This is a genomic window from Alkalimonas delamerensis, assembly GCF_030717955.1.
In the GTDB taxonomy this organism is placed as follows: Bacteria; Pseudomonadota; Gammaproteobacteria; order Enterobacterales; family Alteromonadaceae; genus Alkalimonas; species Alkalimonas delamerensis.
In genome coordinates this window covers 846,466-862,032 of record NZ_JAUZVY010000001.1, presented here as the reverse complement: position 1 = coordinate 862,032, position 15,567 = coordinate 846,466, and the positions used below count along the sequence as shown (strand labels likewise).

Here is a 15,567-nt window from a genome sequence, read left to right as displayed (position 1 = left end):
CTAAAAGCACTTTATGCCGCGTTCGCTGTTCTTGCTTTGGAACCACCAAAGCTTCCAACAGCCGCCTTGCCTAAAGTGCTTTTATCTCCCGCTGAATCCTGCATCTTGAAGTTACTTAGGTATACAATGCCAGTCGCAAGGACAGCACTTGCCTTTTACAGATTGAACCTTATATAAAGGCATACGTCATAGCATAGCTGCTTTTATTCCCTGCAAAGGTTGAATTCTATTATGGTACAAGCTTTTACCGAATTAAAACGCTACCTCGATGGCCAGGTGCTGGGGCAACCGGCTCTGACCGAAGGCATTTTGATTGCCTTGTTGGCCAATGGCCACCTACTGGTGGAAGGGCCACCTGGCCTGGCCAAAACCAGAGCGGTCAATGCACTGGCCCAGGGCGTTGAAGGCGACTTTCACCGCATCCAGTTTACCCCGGACCTGTTACCGGCCGATTTAACCGGCACCGACATTTACCGGCCGGAGACCGGCCAGTTTGCGTTTCAAAGTGGCCCCTTGTTTCACCACATTATTCTGGCCGACGAAATCAACCGGGCACCGGCCAAAGTGCAATCGGCCTTGCTTGAAGCCATGGCCGAAAAACAGGTCACGGTCGGCCGCACCACCTACCCATTGCCTGAGCTGTTTTTGGTGATGGCGACCCAGAACCCGCTGGAACAGGAAGGCACTTACCCGCTGCCGGAAGCCCAGCTGGATCGCTTTTTACTGCATCTGAACGTCGACTACCCGGATGCCGAAACCGAATTGGCCATTCTGCAATTGACCCGAGACGAAGCCTTGCAGCAAGAAAGCAAAGCGGCTCCCCGCATGAGTCAGGCCGATATTTTCTCCGCCCGCAAAGCCATCCTGCAATTGCATATGGCGCCAGCGCTGGAGCACTACATTGTGGCGCTGGTGATGGCAACCCGTCAGCCAGCCGCCTACGACGACCAACTCAGCCAATGGCTCTCCTACGGCGCCAGCCCGCGCGCGACCATAGCGTTGGAGCGCTGTGCCCGGGCCAAAGCCTGGTTGGATGGCCGGGACTTTGTCACGCCCGACGATATTCAGGCGGTGTACCACAACGTATTGCGTCATCGCATTATTCTGACCTACGCCGCTGAAGCCGAGGGCATCAAAGCCGATGCCGTGCTGGATAAGGTGCTGGAATTGGTGCCTGTGCCCTGATATGAGCGACTTCAACCCATCCGACTGGTTGCAACAGCTGGCCGCGACTGGTGTCAGCCTGAGCCTGCCTGAATTGCTCTGGTATCAGCGCTACACCAAACTGTTGGATCTGCGACCACAGCAGCACATTCAAAGCAAGCTGGCTGGCAGCTACCTGGCACGCAGCAAAGGCCGTGGCATGGAGTTTGATGAGGTTCGTCACTACCAGCCAGGCGACGATGTCCGTACCATTGACTGGCGGGTTACCGCCCGCACCGGCAAAGCCCATACCAAACTGTTTCGTGAAGAAAAGGAACGGCCGGTCTTTGTATTGACCGACTTATCCGACAGCATGCATTTTGGCAGCCAGTTGCTGTTTAAATCGGTGCAGGCCGCCCACCTGGCTGCACTGATTGGCTGGCACAGCAAGGCCAGCGGCGATAAGTTGGGTGGTTTGGTGTTCAGCGAGCACCATCACCTGGAACTCAAGCCCCGCAGTCGCTCCGCCGGCGTCTTGCATTACCTGCATGCTTTGCAGGCGGTCCACAACCCAACATCCGGTCGTTTTGGGCTGACATTTCCTCAGGCATTAGGCCAGATGCGCCGGCTGGTAAGACCCGGCAGTCTGTTGTTTGTGCTGTCTGATTTTCATCAGCTTGATCAGGAAGCCTTGCGTCATTTAAGTGCCATCCGCCAGCACAATGAGGTAGTTTGTACCGCTTTGCACGATCCACTGGAGCGCACCTTGCCGCAGCACGGCAGCGGTCAGGCACGGGTCACCGATGGAGAACAATCGGGCTGGCTGGACTTGACCAGCAGCCGTATCCGGCAGCATTACCAACAGCGGCAACACCAAGCTCAGCAATCGGTACAGCAACAACTGAAACAGCTGGGCTGTCGCTACCTGGCTATAAGCGCTGCCGAGCCTTTGGTGCAGCAATTAACACGGAGCTGGCATGACTGAACCGCATCCTTTACTGGCAGAGTTGGCCGACATCGTCGAAGCCGGGCAAGCACCAGCAACCGGTATCGCGGCGGGTTGGTGGCTGTTGGCCTTGCTTGCTTTATTGGCGGCTGCGCTGGTGGTCTGGCTGGCCAGCAAGCGCAGACTTCAGCAACAACAGCAGGCTGCCTTAGCCGCTGCACGTCATGAGCTGCAGCAGCTGAGCCAACAGACAGAGCCAGATGCCGCCAGCATCAACCAGCTGTTAAAGCGGCTGATCCGCCATTATGCCCCCCATAGCGCCTTGCTTGGCTGCCCGGTGGCCGAGTGGCAAGCATTTTTGCAGCAGCAATGCCCCGGCGACTGGCCGGATTTAGCCACCCTGCTCTACCAGCAAACACCCGAGCCTGAGTTGGCACAACGCTTTGCCAGACTGGCCAATACCTGGCTTGCGCAGCAAACAGCAGAGCAGCTGCAGCAGTTGGACGGAGGGCCCCATGGTTGAACTAAGCTGGCCCTGGCTGTTGCTGCTATTGCCCTTACCCTGGCTAATACGGGGAAAAAGAGCAGAATCCGGTCAGGCTCTCAAACTCAAGCCCTTGCTGCAGCTGGCCAGTCAAAGCCCTCAAACTGAGGCCAGCTGGCGCCGTGCCAGATCCTGGTGCGCAGCTTTGATCTGGCTTTGCTTGCTGGTTGCTGCCACCGAGCCGCGCTGGTATGGCGAGCCGGTGCAAATTCCGCAACAAGCCCGGGACATTATGCTGGTGATTGACTTATCGGGCTCCATGACCATTGAAGACATGCACTGGCAAGGGCGAAGCATCGATCGGGTGGAAGCAGTGCAAATTCTGACCCGCGACTTTTTAAAACGCCGTCAGGGTGATCGCGTTGGCTTGATCCTTTTTGCCGATGCTGCTTACCAACTGACGCCGTTGACGCTGGATCTGACCACCGTCCAAAAAATGCTGGATGAAGTCGTGGTGGGCATGGCCGGCCGGCGCACGGCCATTGGCGAGGGCATTGGTCTTGCAGTCAAACGCTTTAATGAACTGGAAAGCTCCAACAAGGTGATCGTCTTTTTAAGCGATGGCGCCAGCAACACCGGCAATATCAGCCCGGAAGAATCGTTGGAACTGGCCAAAGCCGCCGGGGTGCGTATTCATGCGGTTGGCATTGGCGCCACGGAAATGGTGCAACAAGGCTTGTTTGGCCCCCGGGTGGTGAACCCTTCGCACGATCTGGATGAGCCACTGCTGATTCGAATGGCCGAGGAAACCGGTGGCCAGTATTTTCGGGCCACCAACATGGAAGAGTTTGAACAGATGTATCGGCTGTTGGATGAGCTGGAACCGATTGAACGCGAAACCCTAAGCTACCGACCACAACGCAGTCTGGTGCATTGGCCGCTGGCTACCGCTTTACTGCTGTCTTTGGCGCTGGCCTGGTGGCAAATCCGCTGGCGGGAGGTGCTAAATGTGGCTCGCTGACCTGCACTGGCTAAGGCCCTACTGGCTGCTTAGCCTGATCCCACTGGTGCTGATGCTGCTTTTGCTCTGGCGTTTTCGCAATCAACACAGCCCCTGGCAACGCTTAATCGCACACCACTTGCAGCCGCAGTTACTGGGCGGCTCACAGCAGCCACAAGCCCGCTTTGCGCTGCCACTGTTGGCATGGTGCTGGTTGCTGGCGGCCATTGCACTGGCAGGGCCTAGCTGGCAACGCATTGAAAAGCCAGCCATCAGCGTCAATAAGGCCACGGTGCTGATCCTGGATATGTCGATGTCGATGTACGCCACCGACATGACGCCGAACCGCCTTAGCCAGGCGCGCTTTAAGGCGATGGACTTTATCGATGCTCTGCCAGAAGGCGAGTTGGCGCTGATCGCTTTTGCCGGGGATGCCTTCGTGGTCAGCCCGCTGACGCCAGACCACAACAATGTCCGCTTGCAGCTGCCAGCCTTAACACCGGACATCATGCCCTCGCAAGGTTCCAACTTTTTGGCTGCGCTAAAAGAAGCCGATCGCTTGTTGCAGCAATCCGGCTATCAGCGTGGCGACATCGTAGCGCTGATTGATGGCTTCGAACGTCACAGTGAGCGCGCTCTGTTCGATCAAATCGCTCAGATGCGCCATCGGCTGTCTATTATCAGCTTTGGCACCGAGGAAGCCGCGCCGGTGCAATTGGCCGATGGTCGCTTTTTGCGTGACAACAACAATCAACTGGTGCTGCCGCGCGTTCCCCTGCCCCAGCTCAGACAGCTTGCTCAGCGTGGCGGCGGCGTCTTTAGTGAGGCCCAAGTGTCCGATGCCGACATCAACGCCATTCTGAATCAGCCGGCAGTGCGCGGCTCAGAGGGCGCCGAACAGCGGCTGCACAGCTTCGGTGATGACTGGCAGGATAAAGCTGTCTACCTGGTTTGGCTGCTGCTGCCACTGGCGCTTTGGCTGGGAAAACGAGGGCAGCTGCTGATCCTCTGTCTGTTGTTCTTGCCGCCAGGTGTGCTGGCAGAAGAGCGCCGCAGCTGGTTTCAGACCGACAATCAAGCTGCGATGCAGGCTTACCAGCAAGGCGACTACCAGCGGGCAGCGCGGCTTTTTCGCGATCCCGACTGGCGTGCTCAGGCCGCCTACCGGGCTGGCGACTATGCCACTGCCGCAACAGAGTGGGCAGCCCTCAACGAGCAGACCCCCAGTGCCCGGCAGTCGCATAACCTTGGCAATGCCCTGGCAAAACAGGGGCTGCTGGAAGAGGCACTCAGCGCCTATCAAAGCGCATTGGCACAAGAGCCTGGTCTGGCAGAAGCAGCGCGCAACGCCGAACTGATACAGCAGCTGCTTGAGGAGCAACAAGCAGAAGAGCAGCAACCGGAATCTTCTGAAGAGGCCCAGCAGCAAGAGCAACAACAAAGTGATGATGGCCAGTCTTCCGACTCGTCCCAAGATGAGCACAGCAGTTCATCGCAAGATGGCAGCACCGACGGACTGCCGGACACCGAGCAACAACAAGATGGCTCGGAATCCGCAACAGCTGAAGATCCGCAGGATGAGGGCACAGAGCCAGATGAAGGCGATGCCCGGCAAGAGGATCAGGCCAGTGCCGAAGCCGGAGCCGAACAAGAAGCAGCTGAACAACAACGGCAAATCGTCGAGTCTCCTTGGCCGGATGCCGATCCGGAGCAACATCAGGAACTCAACAATATGTTGCGTAAGGTACAAGATGATCCTTCGTTATTACTGCGCAATCGCCTGCACCTTGAACACCAGCGACGCAGGCAACAACAACTGCCAACAGGAGCACGGGAAGAATGGTAAGAGCCTTTTGTGTTTGCATGCTTATGATCAGCAGTTGGTCGTTGGCAGAAGTGACCCAGCTGACCGCCAGTGTCGATAAAAATCCAGCCATGGTCGGTGAAGCCATTGTGCTGGAAGTCACCGCCAATGCCCGGTTAAATGCCGATCAATTGAACTTCAGGCAACTGGAGCAGGATTTTCGTATCACGGTGCCCTCCGTTAGCCAAAGCACCCGGGTGGTGAACGGCCAGGCCAGTTTTAGCACCAGTTGGCGGCTAACGCTTTTCCCCAAAGAGCCGGGCCAATACAGGATCCCGGCGTTTGAGCTTGGTCAGGCGCGTTCCGAGCCGATTGAACTGTCCGTCCTTGCGGCTGAAGCCAGTGGCGATGCCAGTCCTGAAGTTTTCTTGCAAGTTCAGTTCGAGCCAGACCAACTGCATGTGCAGCAAAGTGGTTATTACACCGTCACCATTTTTTACCGTGGCGACTTGCAACGCGGCAACCTGTCCGAGCCCGTAATGGAAGGCGCTAGAGTGCAACAAATTGGTCGGGATGAAGAAGGCAGTCAGTTGGTCGATGGCGTGCGGTACCGCACCATCAGCCGCCGCTTTGCCATCACGCCACAGCGTAGCGGCCAGTTCAGCATTAGGGCCCCCGAGTTTACTGGCGAATTGCTGGACAGAGACAGCAGCCGCAGCAACTTTTTTGCACGCACCCGCACGGTGCTGCAGCATGCCGAAACCATCGAGGTGGACGTTCAGCCCATTCCTGCCAACTTTCCCGGTGAATGGCTGGTCGCCGGCCTGGTCACCCTGCATGAGGAATGGTCCGCTGATGTAAGCCAACTGCAACAAGGTGAGCCCATTACCCGCACTATTACGTTATCGGCAGTGGATGTAGCTCCGAATCAGTTGCCCGATCTTGAGTTTGATGCCCCAGCTGGAGTGCGATTTTTCAGCCAGCCACCAGAGCGCCAGGGCGCCCAGCGCAATGGCCGGCTGGTGGCGCAGCAAAGCTATACCTTGTCGATGATCCCAACAGAAAGCGGCACCCTTGAACTGCCCGAGCTGCAAGTCGCCTGGTGGAACAGCCAGCGTCAGATGGTCGACTTTGCCAGCTTGCCGGCGAGAACATTGAAGGTGCAACCAGCGGTTACAACCACGGCTGATGAACCAGCGGTGCAACAGCTCAGCGCTCCGCAACAAGACAGCACCAGACTTGAAGCGCCCTCCCCCTGGCGCTGGACGCACATCAGCAGCCTGTTGCTGCTGGGATGGCTGCTCAGCACCCTGGTTTTGCTTTGGTTTTGGCGTCGCCCTAAAGCCATTGCCCAGACTGAGACCAAAGACAGCTTTAACCCCGCAGCGCTTAAAAAAGCCTGCCGATACAACCAACCGCAGGTGGCCCGGGATTGTCTGTTGTATTGGGCACAACAGCAGTTAAACCCAAAGATCCGCACCTTGCATGCGCTGGCCGATCACGTCGATGAGCCACTACGGACTGAGCTATTGCAGTTAAATCAAGCGCTCTACCATCCAGAGTCCGGCCCCTGGCAAGGTCAGGCGTTATGGCAAGCCTGGCAAAGCTTCCGGCCAACCATTGCTGACTCTGCAACCACACCAAACCCATTGAAGCCACTTTACTCCTAGGTCAGACACCCTGGTTTGCCACCCCCCTGCTGACAGCATGGGGGGGTGGCGCTTCTGCGCTCAGCTTGTTAGCATGAGGCTATCCATACAAAAACAACAACAGCAGCTGAGTAACCAACAGGAGACTATTTTGGAAACTGGCACCTTTATTTCGCTCGCCATCTATTTTATTGCCATGCTTGGCATCGGTCTTTACGCCTACCGCACCTCAACCAGCGATGTCTCTGGCTACATGTTGGGTGGCCGTCAGTTAGGCCCTGGTGTCACCGCCTTGTCAGCCGGTGCATCCGATATGAGTGGCTGGATGCTGATGGGCTTACCCGGCGCTTTTTTTGTCGCAGGCTTTTCCGAGGTTTGGATAGCCGTCGGCCTGGTGATTGGCGCCTACCTGAATTACCGCATCGTAGCGCCACGGCTTCGCACCTACACACATGTCGCCAAAGACTCCATTACCCTGCCCGATTATTTTGAAAACCGCTTTAATGATCAAAGCCGTGCTTTGCGGTTGGTGTCCGCGGTGGTGATTATTGTGTTTTTCACCCTCTACACCGCTGCCGGAGTCTACGCCGGAGGCACTTTATTTGAGAATGCCTTTGGTTTGAATTACGAAGTGGGCCTGCTATTGACCGCAGGTGTTGTTGTTGCTTACACCCTGTTTGGCGGCTTTTTGGCGGTCAGCATGACCGACTTTGTCCAAGGCTGCATTATGTTTATTGCTTTGGTGTTGGTGCCGGTGGCCGCCTTCATGATTTTAGGCGGCAGCGAACCGGTGATGGCAGAGATTGCCCGGATGGATCAGCCCATGCTGGACCCGTGGCACGGCGCCACCTTCCTTGGTGTGATTTCATTGCTCGCCTGGGGACTGGGCTATTTTGGCCAACCACACATCATCGTCCGCTTTATGGCCATTCGTTCCATTAAAGACTTTAAAGTAGCGCGGCGTATTGGCATGAGCTGGATGATAGTGGCCCTGATAGGCGCCATGCTGACCGGCATCATCGGGGCTGTTTATATGAATACTCAGACCGGCGTGCTTGGACCGGCCGCTTATCTGGATGCACAGGGCCAGCTGGCCAACCCGGAAACCATCTTTATCGTACTGTCACAGATCCTGTTCCATCCGCTGGTCGGTGGCTTCTTACTGGCCGCCATTCTGGCAGCGATTATGAGCACCATATCCTCACAGCTGCTGGTCACCTCCAGCTCTTTGACCAAAGACTTTTACCTGGCATTTCTGCGCCGTGATGCATCCGACCGCGAACAAGTGCTGGTCGGCCGTATTTCCGTGGTGATTGTCGCGGCAGCAGCCATCGCCTTGTCGCTGAACCCTAGTCAGAACCTGCTCTCGCAGGTGGGCAATGCCTGGGCTGGCTTTGGTGCTGCTTTTGGTCCCCTGATTATCTTTAGCCTGTACTGGAAGCGCATGACCTACGCCGGCGCCCTCAGCGGTATGTTGGTAGGTGCGGCCACCGTGTTGTTCTGGATCTACGCTCCGGTAACCATTGGTGGCGAGAGCCTGGGCAGCTACTTGTATGAGATTGTGCCGGGAGCATTGCTCAGCGCCATCGCCATTGTTTTGGTTAGTAAGGCGACTGCAGCCCCTGCCAGCAGCATTCAACAAGACTTTGAACGAATGGAACAACGCTTAACCAGCGACATGGAATAAAGCATCGCCCCTGATTCAAGGTCAGGGGCTTTTTTTTACTTGTTTCCTGATGCACAAGCAGCTATAAACTAACTTACAGTCTTCGGTAGGATATAGGGCCTGCCAGCATCAATCTGAGGACCCAAGCTTCCATGTACTTCTACGCGGCTCGCCAGCCAATTCTCGATCGCAATAAAGAACTTTTTGCCTACGAACTGCTGTTCAGGGACAGTCTGGATAACGTCTTCCCTGGGATTGATGGCGATGAGGCCACCTCCAAGATGATCGAAGGCAGTCAATTTTCCTTTAGTATTGAAGATTTTCTCGGTGATAAACCCGGCTTTATTAACTTTACGCTGGAAACCCTGCAAAAAAAGTACCCGCGGATGCTGCCAAAAGAGCAAATCGTGGTCGAAATTTTAGAAACCATTCAACCCGGTAAACGGCTGCTAGCCGAGTGCCAACAGTTGAAAAAAGACGGCTACATCCTGGCATTGGATGATTACGAACACCAGGGCGTCTGGCGCCACTTTTACCCTTTTATCGACATCATTAAGATCGACTTTTTAACCACCCCCCTCGAAACCATCCAGACCATAAAAACTGCGATTACCGATTTCCCGCATATCCAGCTACTGGCAGAAAAAGTGGAAACCAATGAACAGTTTGAAATGGCCATGGAGCTGGGGTTCAGTTACTTTCAAGGGTACTTTTTCTCCAAGCCGGAGATGATGCAAACCAAAGCCTTGTCGCCGGCACAAATGACATTGGCCGAACTTTTGTATGAAACATCCAAGGCTGAAATGGATCTCACCACCATTACCGAAGTTTTCCAGCGCGATGTCAGCTTGTCCTACAAACTACTGCGCTACAGCAACTCGGCCATTTTTAAACGCCGGGCCGAAATTGCCACCATTAAGCAAGCCCTGGTGGTGCTGGGCCAGGCAGAGCTAAAACGCTTTCTTTCACTGCTCTTTACCGCTCAAATCAGCAGCGATAAACCTGCCGAGCTAATGCGACTGTCCATGACAAGAGCCAAGTTTGCCGAGGGTCTTGCTCAATTGCACGGCACCGATAGCTCCAAAGCCTACTTAACCGGCATGATGTCGTTAATGGATGCTCTACTCGATGAACCCATTGCCACTGTGATGGAAAAGTTACCGCTGGCCAAAGACATCAAAGATGCCCTGGTGAATCAGGAAGGGGTTCTGGCTGATTACATGAAACTAATGAAGCTATATGAGCAAGCCGACTGGCAAGGCGCCAAACAACAGATTGAAGCCTTGCAACTGCCAGTAGACAAAGTACCGGATGCCTACCACGAAGCCATCCACTGGGCCAACGAACAGATGAAGGTTATGGGCGACAATTGATCCCTACAAAGCCCCCTGCTTTTATCGGAAGCAGGAGGCTGTCTTCACTTTAGTCCTCAAAACGCACGTACTGCGCTACCGTTGCTGCTAACCTGGGTCCAATACCACGGACCTCCTGCAACTCCTGCTCACTGCGAATTGGGCCATGCTCGGCAACATGCTGCTGGATGGCAATGGCTTTTTGCTGACCAATACCCGGAATCAATGCCAGCTCATCTGAACTGGCCCGATTTAAATCGATTTTTTGCACCCCAGCCAATTGCTGCGATTGCTCCAGCTGCTGCTGTGGCTGTACCTCCAGTGCACACAACTGGTTGGCCGCTAAAAGCGCAAAGGTAAAACCGAACACAAAAAGCATTTTTTTCATTGTTAAACTCCTTTTTTGGGGCTTCTAACCCTAGGGTTAGACCGCTTCAACAACTTGCCTCCCGGCGTCACGCAAATGAATCATTAAAACCCCACAAATTTAACCGGGATTTTTCAAATATAACCCAAAATAAATTATGATCAAATTTTAAACACAAAATAAGCGAAATTTTCTCGGCCATGATTCAGCCAAAATTAAGCATCTTGCCACTAAGCTGTAAATGTTATTGGTCGCTCATCCATAGCTCAATTCAGAAGTGATGATGCCAACCAGAAAGCCACAAGCGAGGTGTCTATGTTGAAATTACTTCCTGTCATTGTTGCCCTTTCGGGCCTGACCGCCGGTTCTGTCTTCGCGCACAGCAGCCATATTGAGTATGCCCGTGTCACCAAAGTCGAACCCATCTACCGTACGGTGGCGACCAGGACTCCACAAGAGGTCTGCCACACCGAGACCGTTCATTACCGTGGTGCCCAGCGAAACGATCAAACGCCAGTAGTGCTTGGCGCCATTGCTGGCGGCGCTCTTGGTCATGCCCTGGGTCGCAACAAAAGCAACAAGCGCGTCGGCATGGCGGCAGGCGCGGTGTTAGGTGGCGCTGTGGTCAGCGATATCCAACGGCAAAATAATCAGCCCGCCGCAGTGCATCAACAGCGTTGCCGGGTCGTCAATAGTTCGGTACAGTATCGCCAGGTGTTTGATGGCTATCAGGTGAGTTATCAACTTCGTGGCCGTCACTATCAAACCATGTTGGACTACGATCCAGGTCCGCGTTTACCGGTCCAGATCTCAGTCCGGCCTGGTTATTAAGCAACAGGAATAGGAAGGATGCAGGTCAATCAGCGAACTCTTTGGTGGAGCTAACTATGTTACGTCGTACCGCAATTTTGGCCCTGGTTGTCATGCTCTGCATCCTGCCGATGCACCTAAGCGCCAACAACAGCCCAGCGATTAGCAAAGAGCAGGCTACGGAGCTTGCTGTGCAGCGATTTCCCGGCCGGGTTCTTAATGTGAAAACAGAATCGCAGCAGTATCGCATTCGCATTTTACAACGCGATGGTCGGGTAGTAACCGTGGTGGTGGATGGTCGAACCGGCCGGGTAACAAGGGATGAAGGCTAATGCGTATTTTAGTGGTAGAAGATGAACAACTGTTGGCCAATCAGATCCGCAATCATCTGACAGAGCAACAATTCAGTGTCGATATGGCCTTTGATGGCCGGGATGGCGACTTCAAACTTGGCGAATACCCCTACGATCTGGCCATTATCGATTTGGGGCTACCACATCTGGATGGTTTGAGCCTGATCCGCAAAGCCCGGAAAAAAGACATAAAAACCCCCATCATTATTTTAACGGCTCGTGGCAGCTGGCAGGAAAAAGTCGAAGGCCTCGACGCAGGTGCCGATGATTACCTGACCAAACCATTCCATATGGAAGAGTTGCTGGCACGTTGCAATGCGCTGATACGCCGCGCAGCTGGCCAACCCGATCCTACCCTGGCCGCAGGCCCCATTGCTTTGAACAGCCGAACTCAACAAGTCTGGTTGCATGAGCAGGAAATCAGCTTGACGGCTTATGAGTACAAGGTATTGGAATACTTTATGATGAACCCCAATAAAGTCATTTCCAAAACCGAACTGACCGAACACATTTACGATCAGGACTTTGATCTGGACAGCAATGTGATCGAAGTTTTCGTACTGCGGCTCCGAAAAAAGCTCGATCCGGAAGCCGAACTGAAACCGATTGAAACTCTTCGAGGCCGCGGCTATCGCTTCACCTTAGCGGTCAACTGAGCCGCGCATGTCTATTCTGTCTTTATCGCTGAAACTGCGGCAGGGTTTAATCAGCCTGCTGCTGTTCGCTTTTTTACTACCAGGCTCTTTCATTGCCATTGAGCGCGCTTTTTACACCCAGCTGGTCACCAACACCGAGCAAAAGCTGGAGGTGCATCTGTATGCTATTTTATCGGAAATACAGGTGTCTGCCGATAAGGTCCAGCTAAGCAATGTAGCCCTGGCGCCCGATTTTTCCCGGCCCAATTCGGGACTCAGCGCCTTTATCACCAACGAGTCGGATATTCTCTGGCAATCCGACTCCTCCATCACCCAGCAGTTTGAACCAGCCTTGCTGCAGCTGTTGCCCGGTAAAAGCGACTTTCGCCCCGAAGTGCAGCAGGGGCAGAAGTTTTGGGTGCTCTCCATTGCCTTGCTGTTTGACCAGGGCAATTACACCATTCCACTGACGGTGCATGTGGTGCAGGCAGATCACTTACTAAATACCCCTCACCAAAGCTTTTTGCGTACCTTAATCCGCTGGTATCTGGGGATCGCCCTGGTGCTGTTGTTGGTGATGTTGCTGGCTTACCGCTGGACCACCCGCCCGTTATCCCGACTGGATCATGAAATACGCCGGGTCGAAAGCGGCAAGCAAGAACAACTGACCGGGCGTTACCCATCAGAGCTAACCGCATTAAAAGAAGATCTGAACTTACTGCTGGCCAGCCAAAACCGGCAAAAGCAACGGTATCGCCATCACCTGAGCGACCTGGCCCACGCGCTAAAAACACCGTTGGCGGTGCTTAACACCTCACCTTTGAGTGAGCAACCCGAATTAAAAGAGCAGCTGGATCGCATCAGTGCCATGATCGATCACCAATTAAAGCGCGCCAGCAGCTCAGGACAGGATGTCTGGAAGAAACAGATTTTATTGCAGCCTTTGCTGGATAAAATGGTCAAAGCCTTAGCAAAAATTTATCAGCATAAAAATTGTCAAATCAGAGTGGAGAGTCCGGAAGGTATCGCCTTTAAAGGCGATGAAACCGATATGATGGAGATTTTAGGCAACCTGTTGGACAATGCCTGCAAAGCTTGTCGACAGCAAGTGCAACTCACCATCAGCCCGGAGCCACTGACTTTGGTGATTGAAGACGATGGCCCTGGCATCCCCGAGCATCGTCGCAAAGAGCTCTTTCAGCGTGGCACCCGGCTCGATACCTATCAGGAAGGCCATGGTGTGGGTTTATCCATTGTCGCCGAGTTGGTCAGCTCCTATAATGGATCGATGGAGGTGGGCAACAGTGATTTGGGTGGCGCCTGCTTTACCGTTCAATTCCCGGACAACTAGTTCTTCTATTCCCCAACTCGGAGGTTGGCATGACGATTCTTAGCCTGAGTATGCTCGCTGTCGCCTTGCACACCGCAGCCATTGAAGAAAAGTGCCCCTGGCCAGAATCCGGTCCGCAACAGCAGCGCTATCACCAACAGCTGAGCTGTTACGACCAGCAGTTGGTCACTGCCAGACGACAACTGGCACAATGGCAGCAACATCATCAGTTTGTGTTGCAGCAGCACAGCCAACGAACCGGCCGCCCCGCCGCCTTAAACAGCTTTCAGGCGGCCACCGAAAGCTTCCAACAATTGAAAGAGCAGCACTGCCGCTGGCAATACCAACTGCAACTGCCAGATGTTCAACTGGGTGCGGCCTACTACAAGCGCTGCCAGTTGCAGCTTATTTTGCAACGGGCAGAGCAGCTGGAATCGCTGGCCGCGCGCTAGCATCACTAGAGCAACGGCTTTTTCAGATCGTCGCGCTGTTGAGTTTGCTCCTCGGAGTCCAACAAAACGGCAATCCAGCGACCGTTGGGGCTGTTTTCCAGCGCAATTTTTACAATCATCGTCAGCGGAATGCTCAGCAACATCCCAACCGTTCCCAGCATCCAGCCCCAGAAAATCAAGGATAGAAACACCACCAGAGTGGACAGCCCCAGGCCCCGCCCCATGATACGCGGCTCCAGCATGTTGCCAACCAACAGATTCACGGCTACAAAAACCAGGGTGGTTGCAAAAGCCAGACTTAATCCCCCATCCACTAAAGCCACCAGCACCGCTGGCACGGCCGCAATAATAGAGCCGATGTTAGGAATGTAATTGAGCAGAAAAGCCAGCATGCCCCACAGCAAGGGGTAACTCACCCCCAATAACCACAGCATCAAGCCGACCACCACACCTGTTAAGGCACTCATCATGGTTTTAATGGCAATGTACCGATTCACCGATTGCAAAAAGCGCTGCACTTGCTGCAACTTTTGCTCGGGCTGCTGCATGCCAAGCTTGATTTTGGCCGGGATGCTATGCGCTTCTAACAGCATAAACACCACGATCAACAGAATCAGCAAAGTATTGGTCAGCATGGTGCCAAGACCAGCCAACAGGTTGGTTGCCAGTGTCATGGCTGAGCCTGGGTTAATTTGACTGAGCAATTGGCGCGGCTCCACCACCAGATGGTACTCCGCCAGCCAATTCAACAACTGCAACACCGCCGCATTAAGTCGTACCTGATACTCCGGCATGTTGCGGGTCAAATCGGTCAGCGACTGGCCTACAATGGTGGCGAAAAACGTACCCACCACCAAGATAAGCAAAATAACCAATAGGATAGCGAGCATTTTTGGCAAGTGCCAACGGTGCAGCAACTGAATCAGCGGACTGCAGATAATGGCAATAAACAGCGCCAGCAAGAAAGGGACCACGATGGTTGCGGCGGCTTTAATGCCCGCCAGGATGACCACCAGGGCGGCACAAGCGACCAATACCCGGGTGGTTTGAGCTTCAGGTAAATTCATAAACTTCCTTGCATTGTCTGATCGGCAAAGGCTTAATAGGCGTAAAGCAACTGGCTAGCCAACTAAAAATTATGGAGTTTTAGCGCATGGAATTAAACCCAGCCATCATTCGCATTAAAAACCTTCGCCTTCGCACCTACATTGGCATTAACGACGATGAAATAAAGAATAAACAGGATGTCGTAATCAACGCCAAAATTCAATACGTAGCAGATGATGCTGCCAACAGTGATGATATGGACAAAGCGCTCAATTACCGCACCATCACCAAAAAAATCATTCCCTTTGTCGAGGACAACCGCTTTGCCCTGCTGGAAAAACTGACTGCCGATGTGCTGGCCATTGCCGCCGAACACCCTTCAGTCCGATACGCTGAAGTCGAAATCGACAAGCCGCATGCGTTGCGTTTTGCCGACTCAGTTTCACTCACTCTGTCGGTGACAAAATAATTCAGATGCCGCATCTCAGAATGGAAGTCGGCTATCGACTATACTGTTTGAAAGGACGCA

General features: G+C 54.0%; 16 protein-coding genes. 14 read left to right on the top strand and 2 right to left on the bottom strand.

Annotation, left to right across the window (positions count from 1 at the left end; translation table 11 throughout):
* Nucleotides 1-231 precede the first annotated feature (231 nt).
* From Q3O59_RS03915 to Q3O59_RS03880, 8 genes are all read left to right on the top strand, one after another.
* Nucleotides 232-1,185: an AAA family ATPase gene (locus tag Q3O59_RS03915; RefSeq protein WP_305944321.1), complete on the top strand. Its 954-nt coding sequence runs from the start codon at nt 232-234 to the stop codon at nt 1,183-1,185.
* A 1-nt stretch (nt 1,186) separates the two neighbouring features.
* Nucleotides 1,187-2,128 (top strand): DUF58 domain-containing protein, encoded by a 942-nt coding sequence (locus Q3O59_RS03910; RefSeq protein ID WP_305944320.1) that lies wholly within the window; start codon nt 1,187-1,189, stop codon nt 2,126-2,128.
* Nucleotides 2,121-2,612, top strand: a complete 492-nt coding sequence (locus Q3O59_RS03905; RefSeq protein ID WP_305944319.1) for a DUF4381 family protein — start codon at nt 2,121-2,123, stop codon at nt 2,610-2,612. The genes Q3O59_RS03910 and Q3O59_RS03905 overlap by 8 nt, the downstream gene beginning before the upstream one ends.
* Nucleotides 2,605-3,594, top strand: a complete 990-nt coding sequence (locus Q3O59_RS03900) for a VWA domain-containing protein (RefSeq protein ID WP_305944318.1) — start codon at nt 2,605-2,607, stop codon at nt 3,592-3,594. Before Q3O59_RS03905 ends, Q3O59_RS03900 begins: the two co-directional genes overlap by 8 nt.
* Nucleotides 3,581-5,419 carry a VWA domain-containing protein gene (locus tag Q3O59_RS03895; protein ID WP_305944317.1) on the top strand — a complete coding sequence of 613 codons (1,839 nt, stop codon included), beginning with the start codon at nt 3,581-3,583 and terminating at the stop codon, nt 5,417-5,419. The genes Q3O59_RS03900 and Q3O59_RS03895 overlap by 14 nt, the downstream gene beginning before the upstream one ends.
* 17 nt (nt 5,420-5,436) lie before the next feature.
* Nucleotides 5,437-7,047, top strand: coding sequence for a BatD family protein (locus tag Q3O59_RS03890; protein ID WP_305944316.1), 1,611 nt, complete (start codon nt 5,437-5,439; stop codon nt 7,045-7,047).
* 130 nt (nt 7,048-7,177) lie between these two features.
* Nucleotides 7,178-8,713 carry a sodium/proline symporter PutP gene (gene putP, locus Q3O59_RS03885; protein WP_305944315.1) on the top strand — a complete coding sequence of 512 codons (1,536 nt, stop codon included), beginning with the start codon at nt 7,178-7,180 and terminating at the stop codon, nt 8,711-8,713.
* Between the two features lie 131 nt (nt 8,714-8,844).
* Entirely contained in the window at nt 8,845-10,065 is a 1,221-nt protein-coding gene (locus tag Q3O59_RS03880; protein ID WP_305944314.1) for an EAL and HDOD domain-containing protein, read from the top strand.
* A gap of 49 nt (nt 10,066-10,114) precedes the next feature.
* On the opposite strand, the gene Q3O59_RS03875 is transcribed toward Q3O59_RS03880, so the two are convergent.
* Nucleotides 10,115-10,432 carry a ComEA family DNA-binding protein gene (locus Q3O59_RS03875; RefSeq protein WP_305944313.1) on the bottom strand — a complete coding sequence of 106 codons (318 nt, stop codon included), beginning with the start codon at nt 10,430-10,432 and terminating at the stop codon, nt 10,115-10,117.
* 294 nt (nt 10,433-10,726) lie between these two features.
* On the opposite strand from Q3O59_RS03875, the gene Q3O59_RS03870 reads away from it, so the two are divergent.
* The 5 genes from Q3O59_RS03870 to Q3O59_RS03850 are packed head-to-tail and all read left to right on the top strand — an operon-like array spanning nt 10,727 to nt 13,991.
* A complete protein-coding gene (locus Q3O59_RS03870; RefSeq protein WP_305944312.1) occupies nt 10,727-11,242 on the top strand; it encodes a glycine zipper 2TM domain-containing protein in 516 nt (171 codons plus the stop codon).
* A gap of 56 nt (nt 11,243-11,298) precedes the next feature.
* Nucleotides 11,299-11,553: a PepSY domain-containing protein gene (locus tag Q3O59_RS03865; protein ID WP_228590177.1), complete on the top strand. Its 255-nt coding sequence runs from the start codon at nt 11,299-11,301 to the stop codon at nt 11,551-11,553.
* Nucleotides 11,553-12,230 carry a response regulator transcription factor gene (locus Q3O59_RS03860; RefSeq protein ID WP_305944311.1) on the top strand — a complete coding sequence of 226 codons (678 nt, stop codon included), beginning with the start codon at nt 11,553-11,555 and terminating at the stop codon, nt 12,228-12,230. The genes Q3O59_RS03865 and Q3O59_RS03860 overlap by 1 nt, the downstream gene beginning before the upstream one ends.
* Nucleotides 12,231-12,237: 7 nt before the next feature.
* A complete protein-coding gene (locus Q3O59_RS03855; RefSeq protein ID WP_305944310.1) occupies nt 12,238-13,560 on the top strand; it encodes an ATP-binding protein in 1,323 nt (440 codons plus the stop codon).
* A gap of 29 nt (nt 13,561-13,589) precedes the next feature.
* The gene (locus Q3O59_RS03850; RefSeq protein WP_305944309.1) at nt 13,590-13,991 is read left to right on the top strand and encodes a hypothetical protein; all 402 of its coding nucleotides are present in this window, start codon (nt 13,590-13,592) and stop codon (nt 13,989-13,991) included.
* Nucleotides 13,992-13,996: 5 nt separating this feature from the next.
* On the opposite strand, the gene Q3O59_RS03845 is transcribed toward Q3O59_RS03850, so the two are convergent.
* Nucleotides 13,997-15,058, bottom strand: a complete 1,062-nt coding sequence (locus Q3O59_RS03845; protein ID WP_305944308.1) for an AI-2E family transporter — start codon at nt 15,056-15,058, stop codon at nt 13,997-13,999.
* 86 nt (nt 15,059-15,144) lie between these two features.
* Here Q3O59_RS03845 and folX point away from each other — a divergent pair, with 86 nt between their 5' ends.
* A complete protein-coding gene (gene folX, locus Q3O59_RS03840) occupies nt 15,145-15,507 on the top strand; it encodes a dihydroneopterin triphosphate 2'-epimerase (RefSeq protein ID WP_228590187.1) in 363 nt (120 codons plus the stop codon).
* The last annotated feature ends 60 nt before the right edge of the window (nt 15,508-15,567 follow it).